At 71.6% G+C, this 20,112-nt stretch carries 19 protein-coding genes, 1 tRNA gene and 1 pseudogene; 10 read left to right on the top strand and 11 right to left on the bottom strand.

Translation table 11 applies throughout. The features are described from left to right. Window positions 1-13 precede the first annotated feature (13 nt). The 4 genes from MF408_RS00200 to MF408_RS00215 are packed head-to-tail and all read left to right on the top strand — an operon-like array spanning window position 14 to window position 3,912. Window positions 14-859 carry a sugar ABC transporter permease gene (locus MF408_RS00200; protein WP_240249792.1) on the top strand — a complete coding sequence of 282 codons (846 nt, stop codon included), beginning with the start codon at window positions 14-16 and terminating at the stop codon, window positions 857-859. Continuing rightward, window positions 856-1,680, top strand: a complete 825-nt coding sequence (locus MF408_RS00205; RefSeq protein WP_240249793.1) for a carbohydrate ABC transporter permease — start codon at window positions 856-858, stop codon at window positions 1,678-1,680. Before MF408_RS00200 ends, MF408_RS00205 begins: the two co-directional genes overlap by 4 nt. Next, the gene (locus MF408_RS00210; protein ID WP_240249794.1) at window positions 1,677-3,041 is read left to right on the top strand and encodes a hypothetical protein; all 1,365 of its coding nucleotides are present in this window, start codon (window positions 1,677-1,679) and stop codon (window positions 3,039-3,041) included. Before MF408_RS00205 ends, MF408_RS00210 begins: the two co-directional genes overlap by 4 nt. A 46-nt stretch (window positions 3,042-3,087) precedes the next feature. Next, the gene (locus MF408_RS00215; RefSeq protein WP_240249795.1) at window positions 3,088-3,912 is read left to right on the top strand and encodes a phytanoyl-CoA dioxygenase family protein; all 825 of its coding nucleotides are present in this window, start codon (window positions 3,088-3,090) and stop codon (window positions 3,910-3,912) included. 7 nt (window positions 3,913-3,919) lie between these two features. Here MF408_RS00215 and MF408_RS00220 read toward each other — a convergent pair whose 3' ends face one another. Then, window positions 3,920-4,636 (bottom strand): SDR family oxidoreductase, encoded by a 717-nt coding sequence (locus tag MF408_RS00220; RefSeq protein ID WP_240249796.1) that lies wholly within the window; start codon window positions 4,634-4,636, stop codon window positions 3,920-3,922. 90 nt (window positions 4,637-4,726) lie between these two features. Between MF408_RS00220 and MF408_RS00225 the strand changes: the two genes are divergently transcribed. Beyond that, window positions 4,727-5,536 (top strand): LysR family transcriptional regulator, encoded by an 810-nt coding sequence (locus MF408_RS00225; protein WP_240249797.1) that lies wholly within the window; start codon window positions 4,727-4,729, stop codon window positions 5,534-5,536. A 140-nt stretch (window positions 5,537-5,676) separates the two neighbouring features. Here the strand turns inward: MF408_RS00225 and MF408_RS00230 are convergent, their stop codons facing one another. After that, complete coding sequence (locus tag MF408_RS00230) at window positions 5,677-6,132, bottom strand: hypothetical protein (RefSeq protein WP_240249798.1); 456 nt, start codon at window positions 6,130-6,132, stop codon at window positions 5,677-5,679. Window positions 6,133-6,375: 243 nt separating this feature from the next. On the opposite strand from MF408_RS00230, the gene MF408_RS00235 reads away from it, so the two are divergent. The 4 genes from MF408_RS00235 to MF408_RS00250 all read left to right on the top strand — a co-directional run bounded on the left by MF408_RS00235 (window position 6,376) and on the right by MF408_RS00250 (window position 10,594). Beyond that, a complete protein-coding gene (locus MF408_RS00235; protein WP_240249799.1) occupies window positions 6,376-6,918 on the top strand; it encodes an AAA family ATPase in 543 nt (180 codons plus the stop codon). Between the two features lie 773 nt (window positions 6,919-7,691). Then, entirely contained in the window at window positions 7,692-8,987 is a 1,296-nt protein-coding gene (locus tag MF408_RS00240) for a DUF222 domain-containing protein (RefSeq protein ID WP_240249800.1), read from the top strand. A gap of 473 nt (window positions 8,988-9,460) precedes the next feature. Next, window positions 9,461-9,898: a DUF6326 family protein gene (locus MF408_RS00245; RefSeq protein WP_240249801.1), complete on the top strand. Its 438-nt coding sequence runs from the start codon at window positions 9,461-9,463 to the stop codon at window positions 9,896-9,898. Between the two features lie 468 nt (window positions 9,899-10,366). Next, window positions 10,367-10,594 carry a hypothetical protein gene (locus tag MF408_RS00250; RefSeq protein WP_240249802.1) on the top strand — a complete coding sequence of 76 codons (228 nt, stop codon included), beginning with the start codon at window positions 10,367-10,369 and terminating at the stop codon, window positions 10,592-10,594. A gap of 76 nt (window positions 10,595-10,670) precedes the next feature. Here MF408_RS00250 and MF408_RS00255 read toward each other — a convergent pair whose 3' ends face one another. From MF408_RS00255 to MF408_RS00285, 8 genes and pseudogenes are all read right to left on the bottom strand, one after another. After that, window positions 10,671-10,847, bottom strand: coding sequence for a hypothetical protein (locus MF408_RS00255; protein ID WP_240249803.1), 177 nt, complete (start codon window positions 10,845-10,847; stop codon window positions 10,671-10,673). Between the two features lie 424 nt (window positions 10,848-11,271). Further along, window positions 11,272-11,613: a nucleotidyl transferase AbiEii/AbiGii toxin family protein gene (locus MF408_RS00260; RefSeq protein ID WP_275693302.1), complete on the bottom strand. Its 342-nt coding sequence runs from the start codon at window positions 11,611-11,613 to the stop codon at window positions 11,272-11,274. Then, window positions 11,613-12,134: a helix-turn-helix transcriptional regulator gene (locus MF408_RS00265; protein ID WP_240249805.1), complete on the bottom strand. Its 522-nt coding sequence runs from the start codon at window positions 12,132-12,134 to the stop codon at window positions 11,613-11,615. The genes MF408_RS00260 and MF408_RS00265 overlap by 1 nt, the downstream gene beginning before the upstream one ends. Window positions 12,135-12,390: 256 nt before the next feature. Continuing rightward, window positions 12,391-12,466 (bottom strand) — tRNA-Asn (locus MF408_RS00270). A 125-nt stretch (window positions 12,467-12,591) separates the two neighbouring features. Beyond that, window positions 12,592-13,098 carry a hypothetical protein gene (locus MF408_RS00275; RefSeq protein ID WP_240249806.1) on the bottom strand — a complete coding sequence of 169 codons (507 nt, stop codon included), beginning with the start codon at window positions 13,096-13,098 and terminating at the stop codon, window positions 12,592-12,594. A gap of 4 nt (window positions 13,099-13,102) precedes the next feature. Then, window positions 13,103-14,614 (bottom strand): toprim domain-containing protein, encoded by a 1,512-nt coding sequence (locus tag MF408_RS00280; protein ID WP_345893816.1) that lies wholly within the window; start codon window positions 14,612-14,614, stop codon window positions 13,103-13,105. A 124-nt stretch (window positions 14,615-14,738) separates the two neighbouring features. Then, window positions 14,739-14,981 (bottom strand): annotated as a pseudogene (locus tag MF408_RS26410) (CHC2 zinc finger domain-containing protein); the annotation flags it as partial. 114 nt (window positions 14,982-15,095) lie between these two features. Next, a complete protein-coding gene (locus MF408_RS00285) occupies window positions 15,096-15,650 on the bottom strand; it encodes an NAD(P)-dependent oxidoreductase (RefSeq protein ID WP_345893817.1) in 555 nt (184 codons plus the stop codon). 384 nt (window positions 15,651-16,034) lie between these two features. On the opposite strand from MF408_RS00285, the gene MF408_RS00290 reads away from it, so the two are divergent. Further along, window positions 16,035-17,279, top strand: coding sequence for a deoxyguanosinetriphosphate triphosphohydrolase (locus MF408_RS00290; RefSeq protein WP_240251562.1), 1,245 nt, complete (start codon window positions 16,035-16,037; stop codon window positions 17,277-17,279). Between the two features lie 68 nt (window positions 17,280-17,347). Here the strand turns inward: MF408_RS00290 and MF408_RS00295 are convergent, their stop codons facing one another. Further along, window positions 17,348-20,056: a hypothetical protein gene (locus MF408_RS00295; protein WP_240249807.1), complete on the bottom strand. Its 2,709-nt coding sequence runs from the start codon at window positions 20,054-20,056 to the stop codon at window positions 17,348-17,350. Window positions 20,057-20,112: the final 56 nt, after the last annotated feature.

Raw genomic sequence — 20,112 nt, forward strand, 5'->3', positions numbered from 1 at the left:
CGCGCCGTACCTGGTGCTGTTCGGCGGGTTCGTCCTGCTGCCGATCGTGCTCGGCCTCTGGATCAGCCTGCACCACTGGGACTACACGCTGCCGCGGCGGCCGTTCGTCGGCCTGGACAATTACCGCAACCTGCTCGAACCGGGCTCGGTGGCCTTCGAGCCGTTCTGGAACGCGATGGAGGCGACCGGGATCTTCACGCTCTTCAGCGTCCCGCTGCTGATCGTGGTCCCGCTCGTCGTCGCGATGGTGATGAACGAGAAGTTCCCGGGCCGCAACTTCTTCCGCGCGGTCTACTTCGCCCCGTACGTGCTGGGCGTCGCCGTGGTCGGCGTGATGTGGCGGTTCCTGCTCGACCGCAACATCGGGGCGGTGAACTCCTACCTCGGCGCGCTCGGGCTGCCGGACGCCGTCGCCTGGCTGAGCTCGCTGCCCGCGGCCTGGGTCGCCCTCGTGGGCGTCACCGTGTGGTGGACCCTCGGCTTCAACGCCGTCATCTACCTGGCCGGCCTCCAGGACATCCCCACCGAGCTCTACGACGCCGCCCGGATCGACGGCGCCGGACGGTGGTCGATCATCTGGAACGTCACGCTCCCCGGCCTCAGGCCGGTGACGATGTTCGTCACCATCGTCACGCTGATCGCGTCGGCCAACATGTTCGGACAGTCGTTCATCATGACCGACGGCGCGCCGGCGCAGCAGACGCGGACCGCGATCTTCTACATCGCCGAGACCGGGCTGCAGAACTTCCAGATGGGCCAGGCGGCGGCCGCCAGCTGGATCCTGACCGCGGCGCTGATGCTGCTCTCCCTGGTGGTGTTCGGCGTCTTCCGTGCCCGCGGCGCGATGGACGTGTCATGAGCACCACCGCGAAGGTCCTGCGCTACGTGGTGCTCGTGCCGCTGACCCTGCTGTTCGTCAGCCCGCTTGTGTTCATGCTCGTGACGTCGTTCAAGACGCCGGGCGAGGCTGTGCAGACCCCGCCGACCTGGTGGCCCGACCCGTTCACCACCCAGGCCTACGAGCGCATCTTCCAGGCCACGGACACCCCGGTGCTGCGCTGGTTCGCCAACTCGATGATCGCGGCCACCGCCAACGCCGCGATCGTGGTGGTGACCGCGTCGCTCGCCGCCTACGCCCTGGCCCGCCTGGACTTCCGCGGCAAGAACGTGGTGTTCGCGCTCGTCGTGTCGACGCTCTTCGTCCCACCGGTGATCCTCGTGATCCCCAACTACGAGATCGTCGGCCGGCTGTACTGGCTCGACACCCTGCTCGCCATCATCGTCCCGACGGCGGCCAGCGCGTTCGGGGTGTTCTTCCTGCGGCAGTTCTTCGCCCAGCTCCCCCGGGAGCTGGAGGAGTCGGCGCGGCTCGACGGCGCCAACCGGTGGCAGATCTTCCTCCTGATCGTCCTGCCGCTCTCGAGGCCCGCGCTCGCGACACTGGCACTACTGTCGTTCCTCACGAACTGGAACGACTTCCTGTGGCCGGTGTACGTGCTCTTCAGCCCCGAGAACCAGACCCTGCAAGCCGGCCTGTCCACACTGCAGTCGGCCAACAGCGTGCGCTACGACCTGCTGATGGCAGGGGCGGTCGTCGCCAGCGTCCCGGTGCTGCTGCTCTACCTGCTGGCCCAGCGCTTCGTCATCGAGGGGGTGTCACGATCGGGGCTCAAGGGATGAGCGGGCGCACGGCCGCCGTCCTCGACCTGACCTTCGAGGAGACCCACCGGTTCCGGCCGTTCGCCCTCGTGGCTCCGGGCTTCGAGGTGCCGCTCGAGGAGCCGGCCGAAGGTGCCGGAGGCGGTGGCGACGCGGACCCGCCGCTGTCCCTGAGCGGCACCGGACCGGTGGCGCCGTTCGCCGCGGTGACCGCCCGGGTCGGCCGCGGCCGCGCCGCCGTCGGGCTCGCGGTCCCCGACGGTGACCACGTGCTGGTGCGCTGGTCGCCCCGCACCCGGAGGGTGACCCTCGAGGTCCGGCGGGACGGGCGGACCCGCGTCCTGCGGCGCCGGACCGTGGCCCTCCGGCCCGGTGACGGCCTGGCCTTCGCCCTCTGCGAGCGGCAGGTGACCGCCCTCGTCGACACCGGCGAGGGTTGGCGACCGCTGCTCACCGAGCGCGCGAAGGTCGCCGCCCGGGTGGACCTCCGCGACGAGGACGAGCTCGGCCGGCACCGCTACGCCTGCGCGGGTGACGTCGAGCGGCCGACCGCCGGCCTGTTCGGGATGACCGGGCTGCGCGACCCGCACCTGGTCCAGCACGCCGACGGGACGCCGTACGAGCGCGACGGCCGGGTCTTCCTCACCTGGACCTGCGCGGGCCTGGGGTTCTTCCAGCAGGCGCACTGGTCGGTCTGGTCGATGGACCCGGCGCGACCCGAGCAGATGCGGTTGGAGAGCCAGCTGTTCTTCCGCCGCGACGGGCTCCTGCTCGGCGACCACGCCGGCCAGCTGGTGCGCGACGGCGACCGGTGGCTCGTGGCCGTGTCGTCGTGGGGCGACTTCGCTCCCGGCCGGATCCACGTCCGCCACACCGAGACCACCGCCGACCTGCTCGCCGGCACCCACCTGCTCGACACCGAGCCGACGCCGCTGCCGACCGACGTCGGGTCGTGGGACCCCGCCCTGCTGCGGCGCGACGGCGCCTGGCACGTCGGCTTCGTCGAGAGCCCGTCGCAGGACCCGTTCGACTTCCACCCCGCGCTGGCCCGCACCACCGACGCCAACTGGTGGCGCGGGCTCGAGAAGGTGGCGGCGGCCGACGCGTTGCACCAGTGCGAGGGGCCGATCCTCGCCACGGTCGACGACGAGACCTGGCTGCTGGCCAGCGACGGCGACGCCCGCGACTACCCGATCCTCGACCTCGACGGCCACCGGGTCGGGAGCCTCGACGCGCCGTACCCCACCAACATCCCGCACCCGCAGCTCGTGCCCGACCCGGCCGGCGGCTGGCTGGTCGTGACCTTCGAGGGCACCCAGCACGCCGAGCGGGTGATGGGCTACGGCGGTCACGGCGACGTGGTCGTCATGCACTCCGTCTGACGCGGCGGGACCGCCGCCGCGCAGCGCGACCCGAGAGGGGTGGACGATGACCGACACCATCGACGAGGAGATCGACGTCGACGACATCCGGCACCGGCTGCGGACCGACGGCTTCGTGGCCCGCAAGGGCGCGTTCTCCCGGGAGTGGGTCCACCGGGTCCGCGAGGACGTGGACGCGGCGTTCGCGGAGGCACGCGGACGGGAAGGCGGTGCGGTCGGGCGCGGGCCGAACCGGTGGTACGTCGAGATCCATCCCGAGGCGCTCCGCGGGTTCGTCGACCTGGTCGACCACCCCTGGGTGCGCACGGTGTGCGAGACGATCCTCGGACCGGACTACCGGATCGTCGAGGTCGGCTTCGACACCCCGTTCCCCGGGGCGAAGCTGCAGCCGTGGCACCGCGACTTCCCCAGCCCGCCGGAGACCAGGGACGAGGGCCGGCTGACCTCGCTCGCGTTCAACCTGACCACGGTGGACACCACCGATGCGATGGGCCCGTTCGAGATCGCGCCGGGGACCCAGTGGGAGCCGGGCGACGACTTCGACCACGAGCAGTTCCCGCCGGAGTCCGAGTACGCCCGGTACGAGTCGCTCGCGGAGCGCAAGTACCCGCAGGTGGGCGACATCTCCGCCCGCTCCGCGCTCACCATCCACCGCGGCACCCCGAACACCTCGGACGTGCCCCGCCCGGTGCTGGTGCTCGGCGTGGACGCGCCGGGCGCCGGCAACGACGCCCACCACGACCTCGCCGTCACCCACGACTACTGGGAGCGGCTCCCCCAGCGGGTCCGCGACCACCTGGCCTGCCCGATCGTCGACGAGCTCTCGCCGATCGTGCAGAAGCACGACATCGAGGGACTCGTCATGGGCTGACCGGACGTCACCAGGGGACGACGCCCTCGTCGTCGAAGAACCCGCCGCGCGGACCGTCGTCGGGAAGCGTCGCGAGCCGGACCGCGATCGCGGCCCCCTGCTGCGGCGTGCGCGACCCGGCGAAGCCGGTGAAGTCGGTCGCGACGTAGCCCGGGCAGCAGGCGTTGACGATCACGGACGTGTCGGCGAGCCGACGCGCGTACTGGGTCGTCATGGCGTTGAGCATCGTCTTCGACGGTGCGTACGCCGCCAGCACGGGCCCGGTCTGCAGGGTCAGCGACCCCATGTTGCTCGACACGTTGACGATGCGCGGGGCGCTCGACCGCTGCAGCAGCGGGAGCATCGCGTTGGTCACCCGGACGACGCCGAGGACGTTGGTCTCCAGGACGGTGCGGACCACGTCGAGGTCGAGCGTGGTCGGGTCCTGCGCGCCGCCGTCGGTGCGGCCGCCGATGCCCGCGTTGTTGACGAGGACGTCGAGCCCTCCCGCCTCCTGCTCGACCGCTGCAGCTGCCGCGGCGACGCTCTCGTCGGAGGTCACGTCGAGACCGACCCCGAACGCGTCCACCCCCGCCCGCCGCAGGTGCTCGACCGCCTGCTCGCGGCGCATCGCGTCGCGCGCCCCGACGGCGACGGTGAAGCCCTCGGCTCCCAGTCCCTCGGCGATGGCCAGTCCGATCCCCTTGTTGGCGCCGGTCACCAGCGCCGTCCTCTTCTCAGTCACCCGTCCATCGTCCGGCCGCCGTGCCACGGCGTCCAAGACCGGTTCGGCGGGCTGTGATACCCCCAGGTATCACTCGCTACGCTCGGGTGCGTGGAGACCGTCGAGACCCGGGAGCTCCGGTACTTCGTCGCCGTCGCCGAGGAGCTGCACTTCGCCCGCGCCGCCGACCGGCTCGGCATCGCGCAGCCGCCGCTGTCGCGCGCGATCCGGCAGCTCGAGCGCCGGCTCGGCGTCCAGCTCCTCGAACGCGACCGGCGCGGCGTCGCCCTCACCGACGCGGGGCGCGTCCTCCTGCAGGAGGCGCACGCCGCGCTCGACGCGGTGGCGGCCGCCGTACGCCGCACGCGGCGGGCCGCAGACCCGGACCGGCCGCTGGTGCTCGCCACGAAGGCCGGCGCGTCGCACGACCTGCTGCGACGCCTGCTCGCCGCGTTCGGGGACGACCCCGACTGCCCGCCGGTCGAGGTGCTGCTGTGCGAGGTCGGTGAGCAGGCCGGGCTGCTCCGCGACGGACGGGCCGACCTGGCCCTGATGCACCGCCCCTACGACGACCTCGCCGGCTTCGACACCGAGGATCTCTACGCCGAGGGTCAGGTCGCCATCGTCCCCGCCGGCCACCCGCTGGCTGCGCGCGACCGGCTCGAGCTCGCCGACGTCCAGGACGTGCCGGACCTGCCGATCGCCCGGTGGCCGCGCCTCGACGGCACCTACCCCGACGGACCGGGCCCCGAGGTCCGCACCCAGTCCCAGCTCGCCCAGCTCGTCGCCCTCGGCAAGACCCTCCTCGTGATCCCGGCGTCCAGCCGAGCCTGGCAGTGGCCCGAGCACGTCGCCGTCCCCGTCACCGACGCCCCGGAGGTCACCACCGTCATCGCCTGGCCGTCCCACAGCCGGTCGTAGGAGGTCGCCGCCGTCGTCCGGACGGCGGCGCGGGTGGCGGAGGAGCTGGCCTCGGCGGGACTCGACGCGGAGGGACGGGCGGGCGAGGTGGTCCGGCCGCTGCGGCCGGCCGCGGCCGGGTGACTTCCTGGCCGTCGCCGCTAGCAGCCCAGCGACGCGCGAGGCAGCACATGATCATGTTTGCTCATGCGCCGCTCCCCTCGTTCCGTGAGCGTCGGCTGAAGGGCAGGGCGATGACGCCGGCGACGGCACCCCCAGGTCGCGTTCACCACCGCGACTGATACGAGGGCGAACGGGTTGGTGAGCGGCCCTTGCAGCTCTCCTTCGAGGATGGGCGACAGGATCGCGCTGAGGGCGACGGAGAGCGCTGCATAGACGAGGCCCGCTGCCACGAGAGTCGGCACGGGCTGCGTCTGCCGGGTCACCACCACCGCCAGCACCCACACCAGCGTGATCACCGCCGTCGCGACGAGCGGCGTGGCGGGGCGCCCCCAGTCGTCGGCCAGTCCGGTGATGCTGAGCAGCGGACGCGACAGGGCGAACGTGCCAAGCGAGATGACCAGCGGCCAGGACAGAGACCTCGCGATGCGTCCCACGTCCATCACTCCGCGGCCCCGCGAGCCGGGTCATCCCCCGTGCCGACGGGATGTGCTCGCTCGCGGTCGGTCAGCGTCATCGTGGTGCCCTCCGTCGCTGATGGGTGGTTGAGCCGAGGTGTAGGAGTCCTACGCATCGGACCGTAGGCTGAGTACATGTAGGTTGTCTACACCAAGTCGATGGGGCGTGGACCACGACCCCGGGAGCGCGCTGTGCCGGTTGCACGACGTAGCGTCTCGTGCATGGCGATGCTGATCCATCTGAACGGGCCGTCGGGGGTCGGCAAGTCCACGCTCGCCAAGCGCTTCTCAGAGGATCATCCCGGCACGTTGAACCTCGACGTCGACCGCGTGGCCACGATGATCGGAGGCTGGCAGCATGACTTCGCAGCCGCATTGACCCCGACGCGAAGGCTCGCGGTGGCCATGGCTGAGACCCACCTCCACAACGGCGGCGATGTCGTCATGCCGCAGCTGATCACGCGTCACGATCAGGTTGTGCTGTTCGAGGACGCGGCGGCTCGGGCAGGCGCCGCGTTCGTCGAGATCGCGCTCCTGGTCGATCCCCAAGAACAAACGAGGCGCTTCTTCTCCCGGCCCGGCGGAACAGAACACGAAGACCACATCGGCCGACGCATCGCCGCCAGAGGAGGAGAGGAAGTCCTGCATCGAATACACCGCCACCTCCTGGAGTACCTCGCCTCACGGCCACACCCCCGCCGCGTGCCAACGCACGGAACCACCCCAGAACAGAGCTACAACCGATTGCTGGCAGCGATCGAATAGCACAGTGCGTACGCACGATCGAGACGACAGAGTCGGTTGACGCGGCGTCCGCACGCCGTGGGCACGAGCGAGGTGCTCGCCGACCCTCCGACCGAGACATTCGCGTCGGCGCGGAGTGTTGTCGTGGAGGTCGTCCCCAAAGGGTGAGCGGGCGGGCAGAGGCGTCCTGAGCGCGGTTTGAGCGGTCACCCCGGAGAAATGCAGTTGGGCCATTTCGTCGTCGTGAGGACGCGGTTCACGACCTGCTGTGGACTCAGCCCGTCGGTCTCGATGACGATGCCGGGCAGGGAGCTCGCGTGCCAGGCGGGCCTCGTCGGCGTCACCCGCAGCCATGGCGGCCGCCATCTCCTGCTCGGAGTAGCCGAGCAGGAGCCCGCGGCGAAGTACCCGCTGTCGCCGCTCAGCGGAGCCGATGCGCAGTCGCACGACCGTCCACTCTACGTCGGGTATGTGCCCGGCGACGTCCTCGATGAGGCCTGCCGAGTCGAGTCCTCCAGATACGACCAGGCACGCTGCGCCGGGGACGGGCGGAACGGGCGGAACCTTTACCTTCCCTCTCTTGTATTCGAATGTTTGTTCGATCTAGAATGGGTGCAGGTCGCGGACCGGAGCCCCTTCTGGGGGGAGGAGGAAAGCGACCGAGTTCTGCGAATCGGACCAACTGTCGCCACCTGCTTCCCACGGCGGGTGGATGTGTCATTGCGCCTGTGAGTGCCTCCGGCAGGATGACTGTGGAAACACACTCGTCTGCCCTGCCTTGGAGAAGGTCCCCGATGTCGCACTCCCCCACCAGCACCGGCACCCACCCGGTGCTGGCCTGCGCGAGGCGGGTGGCTGCGGCGCTGGACGAGGTGGCCGGAGTGGAGGCGACGTTCATGCCCACGGCCGCGAAGGCGGCGGCGATCGGCGAGCTTCACCGGGCCGAGCAGCGGCTCAAGGCGCTGCGGCTGAAGGTCATGGCCGCCTCCAGTGATGTGGCGGCCGAGAACGCGGCACCGGATGTCGGCACCTGGTTGGCGCACGAAGTCCGGGCTGACCTGCGTGACGCCCGCGCCGACCAACGCCTGGCGAAGGCGTTGGACGACCGGTTCCCCGTCGTGGCGGCGGCGTTCGCCGACGGCCGGGTGAGTGAGGAGCAGGCGTGGGTGATCGTCCGCGCCGTCGACGCCCTCCCCAAACGCGTCGGAACCCAGGTCAAAGCCGACGCCGAGGAAACCCTCGTCGACTGCGCCGCCCAGTTCGCCCCCACCCAGCTCCGCATCCTCGGCCGACACATCCTGCACGTGGTCGCACCCGAGATCGCCGACGAAGAGGACGCGAAAAAGCTGGCCGAGGAAGAAGCCACCGCCGAAGAACGGTCCCGGCTCTCGATCCGCGACCTCGGCGACGGGACCTCGCGGATCTCCGGCATCATCCCCACCCCCGCGGCGAAGCGGTTGGACACCTACCTCGACGCCCTCACCAGCCCGCGCCACCGCGACCCCGCAGACGAGCAGGACGCGCCGGACCCCGAGGAACCGTTGGAGCCGACCACCACCGAGCTGCCCGACGGGACCGAGATCATCGGCTGCCACGACGAAGGCGACCGGATCCCCTACCCCCGCAAGCTCGCGATGGCGTTCGGCACCCTCCTGGAGCGGCTCGACCCCCACCGGCTCCCCGAGCACGGCGGGGGACGCCACCACCGTCCTCGTCACCGTGACCCTCGAGGACCTGCGCTCCGAGCTCGGCGTCGCCGGCCTCGTCGAACCCGACCTCGAGCACGGACCCAACCTGACCGCCGCCGAAGCCCGCCGCCTGGCCTGCAACGCCGCCATCATCCCCGCCGTCCTCGGCACCGACAGCGAGGTCCTCGACCTCGGCCGCACCCGCCGCCTCTTCACCCCAGCCCAGCGGAAGCTCATCCGAGTCCGCGACAAACGATGTCGCGCCAAAGGCTGTCGAGTGAAACCGCAGTGGTGCGAGATCCACCACCTCCACCCCTGGCGCAGCGGCGGCCAGACGACCCCCGACAACGGCATCTGCCTGTGCGCCTACCACCACCGCCTCATCGAGAACCCCGCTTATGAGCACCGACGCCTGCCCGACGGCGACCTCTTCATCACCAAACGACGAACCTGACCCCCAGCCCGCGGGGCGCCGGGGCGCCGGAGACTAGGAATCACCTTCTTCTCCTGGACCGCGACCACAAGGGTCGACCCGAAGCCACCCGGCAGCGACCCGCGGGCCGCAACCAGGTGCCTCGACCACCGCGGCGAGCGCCCACGCCTGGCCGTTCGTCCCCGCCGCGACCCACGACGACCCGACGCCCCCCGACGACAGCGACCCCAGCTGACCAGGTGCTTAGCGTGCGCTCCACCGGCACCAGGTGCCGGCCCAGCGCATCCCAACGCCCGATCCCTCCTCGGAGCCCACGACCGCGCGGAACGCGGCATGAGCGGGCGGTTCCGGGGGACGGATCGGGGACTTCCCGGATGGCGTAGCGGTGCCACTCCGACGAGCCTGAGACTCACGTCGACAATCCGATGAGAGCGGAGAGACCGTGACCACGAGCGAGACCACGGCAGTCTTCCACGATCCGCCGGTGCCGGTCAGGGCGAAGCTCGCGGCCGCCTGGACCAGCTTCATGTTCCTCTACATCTACGTCGACTACTTCGCCCTGTACAAGCCCGGCGTCGTCGACGACATCCAAGCTGGCGTCGTCTGGGAGTTCGGGATAGACCAGACGTTGCTGACTGTGTTCCTCGTGCTCGTGTCGATCCCAGCCCTGATGATCGTGCTCTCGATGGCGCTGCCGGCCCGTCCGACCCGCACCATCAATCTCGTCGTGGCATCGGTGTATATCCCGGTCTCAGTGTTCAACGCGGCCGGCGAGTCCTGGGCTTACTTCTACGGCCTTTCCATCGGGCTCGAGGTGCTGCTGCTGGCCTTCATCCTGCGCTCCGCGTGGACGTGGCCCCGCACGACCTCACGTCGATGACCGACCTCGAACCACCCCTCCTCGATCGAAGAGCGGCGCGGCCAGCGGCATCAGCGGGCGTTGCGACATCGCAGCGTGCGGCATGATCTCCGCCTGACCACCGCAAACGACACGCCTCCGGACGGCATCGTCGAGCCCATGACTGCGTGGTGCGTCGAGGGCATTGACCCCCCGGGAGCCGGACGGAGGCCCGGTCCAGTTCGGGGGCGTTCACAGCCGAGTGTGAAGCAGATCCACTCAAGCGACGCCCTGAATGGGAAGGCTCCTGGGCACAACTCCGCATCAACGTGATCTCCGTTTACCGCCGGTTCGTCGATTACGAGGGGGAGCGCTGACCCGACCGCTCCTCGGCACGACCCCGAGGATCGCGCAAGGTCGGGCGCTTCGCCCCGACAGCGGCATGAGCGGGCTTGCACGCTATGCCCTCAGCGCGGCATGAGCGGGCACCCAGTCACTTACGGTGACCCGGTGAGCAACAGCGCCAGCGTCAACTTCCTGCGCGACCTAGGACCTCTTCTCGTAGACCTGGCTGCGCGGGCGAAAGCCGATGCGGCTAGCGCGGACCCTTTCGCTCAGGGTCGAGCCATGGGTCTGTACGAGGCGGTCAGTTTGTTGCAACAGCAGGCACAGGCGTTCGACGTGCGTCTCGAAGACCTGGGACTCGATGGGTTCGACGCGGACCGAGACCTCCTGTAGGAGCGGAACGCTCATAGGTACCCCCGCACTCAGTGCGGCATAAGCGTGCGCTAGCGGTAGCCTCCGTGCGCGGCCATCACTGCCCAGCAGCAAGCCGGTCCCGCCGCTCGTCCGGTGTCGCACCGAGTCCGGTAGCCGCGTCCCCGAGATAGGCCGCAATCTCTTCCGCGCCTCGCCCCGCGAGGAGCAGGTCGAGAACCCCGCCCGCCTCGTGCAGATACTCGGTCTGGGGAGCCACGTCCTGCTCGGCCACTGCGAGCACGTCCCAGTGCACTAGGAGCACTCTCGCCAGGTCTGCTCGGTCGGACGGCACGCGGTCATCTTGCCACCGGACCGTCCGCTCATCGGCATGATCGCGCGGACCGCCGCGCCGGTAGGCCGTGGATCGGCGCACGTGTGGTGCGGACCCGAGTGATCACACGAGTTCGACAATCCATTGGCGGAAGAAGCGTTTGGCGGCGGAGAGTTCGTCGACCGGTAGTGGGATCTCCTCGTCCGCGAAACGCTCGAGGGTGCCGATCATCTGTGCGAGGACGGTGCGGTCGAAGCCCGCGTCCAGTGACTCGGCCTCGCGCAGGACGGCGTCCTTGCCGAAGCGTTGGGCGAGCAGGTAGACATCGGCGAAGTCACGGGCCTCGGCTCTGCCGAACAGCGCGAGGAGCTTGCGGCCCGCTAGCTCAATCGGCGCCAGGGTCGGACCGAGAACCGATGGCGAGATCGACGAGGACCTCCTCCCCCTCCTTCCCGACGACCATGCGGCAGAACGTCGGGCTGTCCTGGATCAGCGACATCGCGTGATCGCGTTGCTGCAGCGCTTCGACGAGCGCCTCCTTCGCCTCGGTCACCGTGGTTGTCGGGCGTGAGGCGAACAGATCGAGGTCCTCGGTCGGGCGGTGGATCAGCTCGCTGGCAAGAAGCCCCGCACCGCCGGCGACCACGAACCCGTGGGACGCGTCGAGGTCGAAGAAGGTCCGGGCGACTTCGACCTGGAGCGGGGTCAGGGAGTGGGGCTGGAGCACTACCTAGCGTCCTCGTCATGCTGCCCGGTGACCACGGGCGCCCAGGCGGCCCGGATCCTGGCCGGGAGGACGAGGGTCTCCCACAAGTCCACAAGCAGCGCGCCGTCCAGGTAGGCGACCACGTCTTGGGGTCCTCCCTCCCGCAGGACCAGCTCGTAGACCCGAGCACGTTGGCGGCGGTCGCGCAGGTCGAAGAGCCGGCCGCGATCGGACCAGTTCAGGTGGAGGGGAAGTCGAACGGTCGCGAACGCACGGTCAAGGGGAAGCCTAGGCAAGGCGTTCGGGACCTGGATCGGTCGTCCACGCTCCACGGCAACCTCGCGGAACTCGATCCGCGGACTGATGACCAGCTCGAAGCCTGCCTCCCCCACGATCCGCCCAGCGGTCTCGAGAGTCGGCGACTTCCGCTCGTGCTCATACGCCGACAACGTCGGCCGCGAGGTGCCGGCACGCTCGGCCAAGGCAGCCTGCGACAGGCCCGCGGCACGACGGGCCTGCTCGAGGAGACTGCCGGCACTCACGGATCTATAGTATCCGAACGGATACGTGCCGGAAAGTCGGTCTCCGCAGCCGACGCAGGATGCGTTTACGGCCTGTTTCTGGACACCTCGCGGCAGTGTCTTCTGAGCGCTTCGACGCAACAACTGCGCTGTTTGCGCAGGTCAGCAGCGCCCTTGGCGGTCGGGTTTCTGATTCGAAGGCGACAACTGCAGGCCACCAGCCTTCAAATCTCGAAGGGCCTCTGACCTACGTTCCCGCAGGTCAGAGGCCCTTCGTTGGCTCCCCCGGTTGGACTCGAACCAACAACCCTCCGGTTAACAGCCGAATGCTCTGCCAGTTGAGCTACAGGGGATCGGCCCGGCCGTGGCCGAGCAGCGCACAGACTAGCAAGCGCCGCCGAGCGACCAGAAATCGGGAGGGAACGCCGTCACGAGCCCACCGAGAGACGCCGATGCGACGCGCGGCGCTGTCAGCGCGCTACTCCCCCACGTCGGCGCGGGCGGTGGCCAGTGCGTCGTCGACGACGGCCCGCACGGCGGGGTCGTCGGGGTCGAGGCCGACGTCGTACTCGACGAACCACCCGATCGGGCCGTGGGTGCCGGGGGCGCGGCGCCCGATCACGCGCACGCCGTGGCGGCCGCGGACGGCGACGTGGCGCTGGAGGACGATGCTGGCCGTGACCCGCTCGCGGACCGTGGCGAGCAGCCGGTCGGGCTGGGTGAGGGCGAGCCGGTGCTCGGGCTGCGGCTCGCCGAACCGGCCGACCTCGACGACCTTCAGCAGCTCCTCGTCGGAGTCCCACTCCGCGGTGGCGACCTCCTCCCACGGCAGCCGTGGCGGCTGCCGGTCGGGGACGTAGAGCGCCTCCCGGGTGGCGCCGACCGTCGAGCCGTCGGGCGCGGTCGCCCACGCGAGCAGCCGCTCGCCCCGCGCCACCGGCAGGTCGGGGCGGCGGGAACGGGAGGGGATCGGGCCGAACCTCATCGCCTCACGGTCCCACGATCCGGTCACGCAGCGTGCGCCGGTGCTGCTCGAGGGCGGCCAGCTCACCGAACATCCGGTTGTAGTCGGCGGCCTGCTCGACCGGGTTGGTGCGCTGCAGGCGCGACTTGACCTCCGCGATCCGGCGCAGCGTCGTCAGCTCCAGCAGGCGGAAAACGTGGTGGGCGACGTACGACGCGTCCGGCTCCTTCGCCGCGGGGATCGGCTCGACCGCGAGCGCGCTCACCGCCGACGCGACCTCGGGATCGGTGGCCGCCTCCCGGATCCGGCTCACCCAGCCGGGGTCGCCGTCGCCGGCGGCCGGCCCGCCGGCCTTCTCGACCAGCTCCCACACGCCGCGGTAGGTGGGGTGGGTGAAGTCGTTGGTGCCGATGTCGGCGGTGGTGCGACCGATCGCGACCGGGTGCTGCAGCACCAGCTTGAGCGTCTCGCGCTCGATGCCGAACCGCGGGTCGCGCAGGTCGGGCACCGCGGGCCGGGGCGGCCGCTGCTCGACCGGTTCGTCGCGCGCCGGCGACCGCCCGTCGGGACGGGCGCCGCGGGCGGCCGCGCGGCGCACCTCGGCCCGCGCCTCCTCCACCTCGACGCCGACCAGGCCGGCGAGCTCACGGGCGAACGCGTCGACCTTCGAGCGGTCGCGCACCGAGGCGACCAGCCGCGCGGCGTCGCGCAGGGCGTCGACCCGGCTGTCGGCCCGGTCGAGGTCGTAGCGCGCCACCACGTTGGTCAGCACGAACCGGTAGAGCGGCTGCCGGGTGGCGACCAGCTCGCGGACCGCCGCGTCCCCCTCCTTGACCCGCAGGTCGCACGGGTCCATCCCGCCGGGGGCGACGGCGACGTAGGTCTGGGCGACGTACTGCTGGTCGCTGCGGAACACCTTGAGGGCGGCCTGCTGACCCGCCGTGTCGCCGTCGAAGGTGAAGATCACCTCGCCGCGGAACTCCTCGTGGTCGGCCAGCAGCCGCCGCAGTACCCTCGCGTGGTCGTCGCCGAACGCCGTGCCGCAGGTGGCGACCGCGGTCGTCACCCCGGCCAGGTGGCAGGCCATCACGTCGGTGTAGCCCTCGACCACGACCGCCTGCGAGGTGCGGGCCATGTCGCGACGGGCGAGGTCGACGCCGTAGAGCACGTGGCTCTTCTTGTAGATCGGCGTCTCGGGGGTGTTGAGGTACTTGGCCTCGATCTTGTCGTCGTCGAAGATCCGGCGCGCTCCGAAGCCGATCGTGTCGCCGTTGGTCTCGCGGATCGGCCAGAGCAGCCGCCCGCGGAAGCGGTCGTACGGCGACCGGCCGACCGCCACGAGACCCGCCGCGACCACCTCGTCGACGGAGAACCCGCGCCCACGCAGGTGCCGCGCGAGGGCCTCGCCCTCGCGCGGCGCTAACCCGACACCGAAGTGGGCCGCGGCTGCCTGGTCGAACCCGCGGTCGGCGAGGAACTGCCGGGCCTTGAGCGCGTCGGGCGTCGTGAGCTGCTCGGCGTAGAACTCCTGCGCCACGGCGTGCGCCTCGACCAGTCGCCGGCGCTGGGGCCCCTTGGGGGCGGTCGTCCTCGCCGCCGTCCTCGCGCCGCAGCTGCACGCCGTACTTGTCGGCGAGTCGCTCGACGGCCTCGACGAAGGCGAGGCCGTCGATCTTCATGAGGAAGGCGATGACGTCGCCGCCCTCCTGGCAGCCGAAGCAGTGGAAGAAGTTGCGGCTCGGGGTGACGTGGAACGACGGGGTCTTCTCGTCGTGGAACGGACAGAGGCCCTTGAGGGAGCCGCCGCCGGCGTTCTTGAGCGTGACGTAGGCCGACACGACCTCGTCGATCCGCGCCTTCTCGCGGACCGCGGCGATGTCGTCCTCGCGGATCCGGCCGGCCATGCGGCGATCCTACGAGCAGCGGCCGACGGGCGGGGCGGCCGCTCCACATCCCCGCAGCGATGCCGGCCGGGCCGGACGGTTCAGTACTCCCCCGCCATCACGTTCGCGAGCGGCTCACCGGTCGCGAACCGGTGCAGCTGGTCGCGCACGAGCCGGTGGGCGCGCGGCCACATCGCGCTGCTGGCGCCGCCGACGTGCGGCGACACCAGCAGGTTCGGCGCGTCCCAGAGCGGACTGTCGGGCGGGGAGCGGCTCCGGGTCGACCACGTCGAGGGCGGCGGAGATCCGGCCGGTGGCCAGCGCCGCGACCAGGTCGTCGGTGACGACGACCGGTCCGCGGGCGAGGTTGGCGAGCAGCGCGCCGTCCTTCATCCGGGCGAGGAAGGCGGCGTCGACCAGACCGCGGGTCTCGGAGGTCAGGGGCACCACGAGGATCACCACGTCGGCGTGCGGCAGCAGGTCGGGCAGCTCGTCGATGCCGTGCACCCCGTCGCGGGCGGTGCGGGCGACGCGCACCACCTCGACCTCGAACAGGGGCCAACCGCGCCTCGATCGCCGCGCCGACGGCACCGTGGCCGACCAGCAGCACCCGCCGGTCCGCGAGCGCCGGGCGCCACCCCGGCGCCCACTCGCGCCGGTCCTGCGCGCGGACGAAACCCGGTATGCCACGCAGCGACGCCAGGACCAGCGTGAGCGCCAGCTCGGCGGTGGAGGTGTCGTGGATGCCGCGGCCGTTGCACAGCGTCACGCCGGCCGGCACCCGGTCGCGGATGTTGTCGACGCCGGCGGTGAGCGTCTGCACCACCTGCAGGCTGCTCATCCGGTCCATGACCTCGGCGACGGCCGGCCCCACCTGGTAGGGCGGCACGTAGAAGGCGACGTCGCCGACGGACCCGAGGACGTCGCGGGTCGGGTCGACGACCTCGTAGCGCAGGGCGTCGGGCGGGTCGCCGAGCAGGTCCGGCTCGAACGGCAGCCAGACCAGCTCCCCCGCCCGCGCGACCATGACCCGTGAGTCTACGGCCGGGCGGTAGTCTCCGGCCGGTGGACCGGGTGGAGGAGCTCTACGGCGCCGCCGACCGCGAGCGGCTCGTGCCGGAGCCGCCGAAGCGGGTCGACGCCCCGGAGCGCAGGCCGTTCGAGCGCGACCGCGCGCGCGTCGTGCACGCCGCCTCCTTCCGGCGCCTCGCCGCCAAGACCCAGGTGGTCGGTCCGCAGAGCGACGACTTCGTCCGCAACCGGCTGACCCACAGCCTGGAGGTCGCGCAGATCGCCCGCGACCTCTCCCGGGCGCTCGGCACCCACCCCGACATCGCGGAGACCGCGGCGCTCGCGCACGACCTGGGCCACCCGCCGTTCGGCCACAACGGCGAGCGCGCGCTCGACGAGGTGGCGGCGGCGTGCGGCGGGTTCGAGGGCAACGCGCAGACGCTGCGGTTGCTGACCCGCCTCGAGGCCAAGACCGAGTCGGCCGGCCTCAACCTCACCCGGGCGACCCTGGACGCCTGCACCAAGTACCCGTGGCCGCTGGCCGGCGCCCCGGTGCCCGGGGGCGTGCACGCCGACGGCACCAGCCGCACCGGCGCCAAGTTCGGCGTCTACGACGACGACCGCCCCGCGTTCGACTGGCTCCGCACCGGCGCACCCGGCCGCCGCCGCTGCGTGGAGGCGCAGGTGATGGACCTCGCCGACGACGTGGCCTACTCCGTGCACGACGTCGAGGACGCCATCGTCGCCGGCCGGCTCGACCTCACCCGGCTCGACACCGCTGCTGTCTGGGGCACCGTCCGCGACTGGTACGCCCCGGACGCGACCGACGACGAGCTGGACGACGTGCTCGCCCGGCTGCGCCGCGTCGGGAGCTGGCCGCGGTCGCCGTACGACGGCTCTCGGCGCAGCCTGGCCGCGCTGAAGAACCTCACCAGCGACCTGATCGGCCGGTTCTGCGGGGCCGTGCAGCAGGCGACGTTCGCCGCGGGCGACGGGCCGTTCGTGCGCTACCGCGCCGACCTCGTCGTCCCCGCGGACACCTGGGCGGAGATCACGGTGCTCAAGGGTGTCGCCGCCCACTACGTGCTGCAGGACGACGAGCGGGTCGCGCTGCAGGAGCGCCAGCGCCAGCTGCTCGTCGAGCTGGCCGAGGTGCTCCTCGACCGCGCGCCCGACGAGCTCGACGAGGCGTACGTCGCCGACTGGCACGCCGCCGACGACGACGCCGCCCGGCTGCGCGTCGTCGTCGACCAGGTCGCCTCGCTCACCGACGCCTCCGCGGTCGCCTGGCACCGCCGGCTCTGCTGAGGAGCGCCATGCGGGACGTCATACGTCCCGAGGGCGATCGCCCACGAGACGTATGACGTCCGCGGCCTTCACCGGGCCCGCTTGACCCGCACCGCCTCCCGGACCACCTGCCGGACCGTGCTGCCGTCGGGCGCGCGGGCCACCACGCGGAACGCCAGCGCCCCGTCGGTACGCCGCACCGCGGGGACCCTGAACCGGGCCGCGCGCTCGCCGCGGCCCAGCGAGCGGGTGGCCAGGCGCTTCCACGACCGGCCGCCGTCCACGCTCATCTCGACCCGCATCCGGGTCACCTCCCGAGCCCGGCCCATCGGGCCGTACGCGCTCACGACCAGCGTCCGGAGGCTGCCGGCGCGCACCGCGTCGCGGAGGTCGGTCCCGATCCGGTGCCGGAGGAAGAGCAGCGGCTCGGTCTGACAAGGACGCTCCCGGTCCTCGAACCACCCGGGGCAGAGGCGACCCCGGGGAGACCGGTCCTGGCTGCGCCGCTTGGAGCGGAACGTCCAGGTGGTGCGGGTGGTCTCGGTGGCGCCGGTGAGCCGGTAGGTCGTCGCCCGTCGGGGCACCTGGTAGGTCGGGCCGTAGAAGAAGTGCTCCTCCTGCGGCAGCTCCTCCCCGTCCGCGAGGAGACGCAGCCTCGTGGGCGCGAACGAGTAGAGCGGGCTCGAGGTGCCGGGTGCGGCGCCGCTCACCATCAGGAACGTCGGGTAGAGGACGTCGCCCTCGCGGCAGAAGGTGCACAGCTCGACCGCCCAGCCGTCCTCCCACTTGCCGGGCTGCGCGGCGAAGACCCGGCCCGGGAGGCGCACCGCACCGGGGGCGGCCGGCGCGGCGTTCCAGCGCAGGTCGATCGGTCCGACCCGGTCGACCACGTCGAGGGTCGACGACGCGTGCGAGCCGCTGGAGTGCCACTGCCGCCAGACGACGTCGGGCGCGACCGGCCCCCGCTTCACCGTGAACCGAGAGGGTTCGTGGAGTCCGTCGTAGATCAGGCCGCCGACGACGGTCTCGACCGGGTTCCAGGCGGCGAACATCAGCTCCGCCGCGGAGCGGCTCGCCCCGTGGTAGCGGGACCGCTCCACCTGGAGGTCACGTGCCCGGAGCCGGGTGTGCAGGGAGGTCGGAACGCGCCCCTGCTGGTAGTTGCTCAGCAGGTAGGCGTAGGGACTGGGCCCGGCGTAGCCGCTCAGGTCGATCCGGACCTCCTCGTCCCGGAGCAGGTCGCGGAGCCGGAGCGCCTCCTGGCGGGAGACCGCCGCGTAGGGCAGATCGGCGACCTCCCTCGGCACGGGCCCCCACGCCGCCGGCAGGATCGGCAGCTCGCACACCTGGTCGGGGAACGGGCCGTGGGTCGAGAACGGGTCGACGAGCACACCGACGGCACCCGCCTCCTTCGCCCGGAGCAGCGGCGCTTCGCGCATCTGGCACACCGAGCCGTCGCCGGCGCCCACGTCGATCTGCATCAGGACCAGCTTTCCGCGGACGTCGAGGTCCGCGAGGTCCTGGGCGCGCCCCAGCCCGCCGTCGACGAGCTCGACCTCGCGGCGTCCGGTGAACCTGACGATCTTCTTCTCGGGATCCCCGGCCTCGTACCCCGGCAACATCGGGTGCAGACGCAACCGCGTCGGCTCGGTCACGCTCATCGTCACCATCGGCTTGCCGGCCATCCAGACCTGGGCCAGGTGGAAGGCTCCCACCGTCACCCGCGAGCTCGGCACGGCCCAGTAGTTCGACTCGCCCCAGGCGGTGTGCAGGTTCATGCTCCCGCCGCTGCCGTCGGCGTACGTGCGGTACGACGTCCACACGCCGTCGTACTGCTCCAGCGGGTCCGGGCCGCCCAGGGTCGCGCGGGTCGCCCGGTCGCCGTCGAGACGAACGGCGGTGTCGCCGTCGACAACGAGCTCGGGAACGACCAGGTCCAGGAACTGGGTGCGACCGTCGAGCTTGAACAACCCCAGCCCGTACGAGACGTACTTGCCGTCCGGCACCTCGAAGACGAACTCCATCTCGCTGCAGGTCTCCTCCTCGAGGCAGCGACCCTCGACGGCGGTGTGCACGGTGCCGGGGGTCCGGCCGTCGAGGCGGACCAGGTCCGGGCCTCCGGTGCAGAGCACCCAGATCCGAGCACCCGCGCCGATGCAGTAGAACGGGTCACCGATCTCCTTGGTGATCGTCATGGTCACCCTTCTGGTCGGCTCCTCGGTGTCGACCAGGGGTCGGACCGGTGTCCGGTGGCCGGTGGGCCAGACCTGCCGGACGCCGCCCGCGAGCGGCGGTCGCCGACCGTCGAAGAGGTGGGCCGCGCCGTCACCGACCCGCAGCCGGGACGCGATGGCCGCCCAGAACTCGGCCGCACGGCGCGGGGTGACCTCGACGTCGACCGTGCCGGCGTTCGGATGCACGTCCCGGACCGTCACGCCCGGCAGGCCCGCCGCCCGGTCGCGCAGGTCGCCACCGTCGGCGTCGAGGCGCAACGTCAGCGGCAACCCCCGTTGGCCGCGCTCGGCGCGGTCGACCAGCCAACGCAGGTCGAACACCGCAGGGTCGACCAGCCCGGCGGTGACGGCTCCGTCGACGTCGAGCGGCGTCGCGTGCAGGCTCGTGACCTCGCCCTGGGGATCGGTCCGCGTCTCGACCTGGATCGCCGGTCGGCTCCCGTCGGGCCGCACCGCACTCGTCGTCGTGACGGAGTACCGGTCCCCGGTCGCGGCCAGGGTGACCCGGTCGCCGGTCACCAGGGTGAGGGAGTACGACGGCCGGGTCGCGCCCGGCAGGGACACGACCGGCGCTTCTCCTCGGGGCCCGGACCGACGGCGTGGCAACGGCGGTCCGGGCG

This window comes from Nocardioides sp. TF02-7 (genome assembly GCF_022437945.1).
Lineage (GTDB): Bacteria > Actinomycetota > Actinomycetes > Propionibacteriales > Nocardioidaceae > Nocardioides.

Excerpts from the sequence above, each read along its gene's own strand:
- MF408_RS00215 (WP_240249795.1), top strand. The coding sequence starts at position 3,088 with ATGACCGACACCATCGACGAGGAGATCGACGTCGACGACATCCGGCAC.
- MF408_RS00205 (WP_240249793.1), top strand. The coding sequence starts at position 856 with ATGAGCACCACCGCGAAGGTCCTGCGCTACGTGGTGCTCGTGCCGCTG.
- MF408_RS00235 (WP_240249799.1), top strand. The coding sequence starts at position 6,376 with ATGGCGATGCTGATCCATCTGAACGGGCCGTCGGGGGTCGGCAAGTCC.
- MF408_RS00210 (WP_240249794.1), top strand. The coding sequence starts at position 1,677 with ATGAGCGGGCGCACGGCCGCCGTCCTCGACCTGACCTTCGAGGAGACC.
- MF408_RS00240 (WP_240249800.1), top strand. The coding sequence starts at position 7,692 with ATGTCGCACTCCCCCACCAGCACCGGCACCCACCCGGTGCTGGCCTGC.
- MF408_RS00275 (WP_240249806.1), bottom strand. The coding sequence starts at position 13,098 with ATGAGGTTCGGCCCGATCCCCTCCCGTTCCCGCCGCCCCGACCTGCCG.